The 1,265-nt window shown below is 66.0% G+C and carries 2 protein-coding genes; both read right to left on the reverse strand.

The window, feature by feature from the left end:
• Window positions 1-372: 372 nt before the first annotated feature.
• Window positions 373-921, reverse strand: coding sequence for a transposase (locus tag ACFC02_RS42710; protein WP_376368457.1), 549 nt, complete (start codon window positions 919-921; stop codon window positions 373-375).
• Window positions 918-1,109, reverse strand: coding sequence for a winged helix-turn-helix domain-containing protein (locus ACFC02_RS42715; RefSeq protein ID WP_376368459.1), 192 nt, complete (start codon window positions 1,107-1,109; stop codon window positions 918-920). Before ACFC02_RS42715 ends, ACFC02_RS42710 begins: the two co-directional genes overlap by 4 nt.
• Window positions 1,110-1,265 lie beyond the last annotated feature (156 nt).

Here is a 1,265-nt window from a genome sequence, read left to right on the forward strand (position 1 = left end):
AATGGATCGCCTTCCCCCGCCGCTACCTCCCCGAAGGCAGCATGGACAAGATCTATCCAGCTGAAGATCAACCCGACACGGCTACACCACTACAGGGGACATGACCCTGAGGCAGATCCATGAGAATGCCGAGGACCCGGACGTCGAGCGCATGCCGGCCGACAACGAGTTGTACGGAGCGCTGCTGTATGCGGAGAAGCACTCGGACGCGCTGCGTGCCCAGCTCCCGGAAGCGCGGCGGGCAGCGGCCCTGAAGCGGGTTCGGTTGTGGGAGTACCTGAGGGAGCAGAGCGAAACCGCACCAGGCGCGGGCGGTGAACGATGCCCGGGAGGCAGGGGCCCACTGGGAGCAGTTGGCACCCGCGCTGGCAGTTACTGAGCTTGTTGGCGTGGTGTCGTCAAGGTGAGGCCGGTTTCGGCGAGGCATCCGTCGATGAGGTTGCTGCGGTACTGGATCTGGCGCAGGCCATGCCGGAGGGTGCGCATCAGGTGGTCTGGGCCGGTGAAGGCGGTGTTGGCCTGGCTGCTGCGTCGTAGCAGTGACCAGAGGCCCTCGACCGGGTTGAGGTCGGGGGCGTAGGCCGGCAGAAAGTAGCAGGTGATCCAGTCGTGAGCGTCGATGAACGCTCTCAGCCGGGCGTCCTTGTGGACGTTCAGGTTGTCCCAGACGAGCACAATGGGGGCACCGAGCTGCTGGTGGGCGGCGATGAGCAGGTCGCGGTAATCGGTCCAGGTGAAACTGCGTCTGCCGCCCCGCTTGTGATCGACGTGCCGCTTGGGCCGGTAGATCAGGCGTGAGCGTTCGCCCGGCTTGTAGCAGGCCAGGGCCGCGATGGAGAAGCGGCGCTGGGAGCGTCCCCGCACGCGGATGAGGGGTGTGTGACCGCGCTGGGCCCAGGTTCGCGTGGTGGGCGGCGTCATCGAGAAGCCGGCTTCGTCTTCGAAGCACAGCCAGGCCCCGAGCACCGCCGCGGTGTTTCCACGTGGGGCCAGGTCTCCTTCACCCAGCCGGTGACGGCCTCCTCGTTGCGCTCCAGAGCGCGGCGGGCGGGGACCTGGTGGCTGAAGCCGTGCCGGTGCAGCATCTTCGCGATGGCCGAGAAGGACATGCTCTTGTGGAACCGGCGCCCGATCAGCGTCTTGATCCGCGTCAGCGTCCAGATCTAGTACCAACGCCGTTCAGTTAGGGCGGTCTGGGCCGTGTCAAGGGTCGGTTGTGAGCATGTTGATGCTGATGGTGGCCTTGTAGGTGGTCCGGTCGATGG

It is taken from the genome of Streptomyces sp. NPDC056160 (assembly GCF_042268205.1).
Taxonomy (GTDB): Bacteria; Actinomycetota; Actinomycetes; order Streptomycetales; family Streptomycetaceae; genus Streptomyces.

Bases quoted from the DNA above. Each gene is read 5' to 3' on its own strand.
- ACFC02_RS42715 (WP_376368459.1), bottom strand. From the start codon at position 1,109: ATGTCCTTCTCGGCCATCGCGAAGATGCTGCACCGGCACGGCTTCAGC.
- ACFC02_RS42710 (WP_376368457.1), bottom strand. From the start codon at position 921: ATGACGCCGCCCACCACGCGAACCTGGGCCCAGCGCGGTCACACACCC.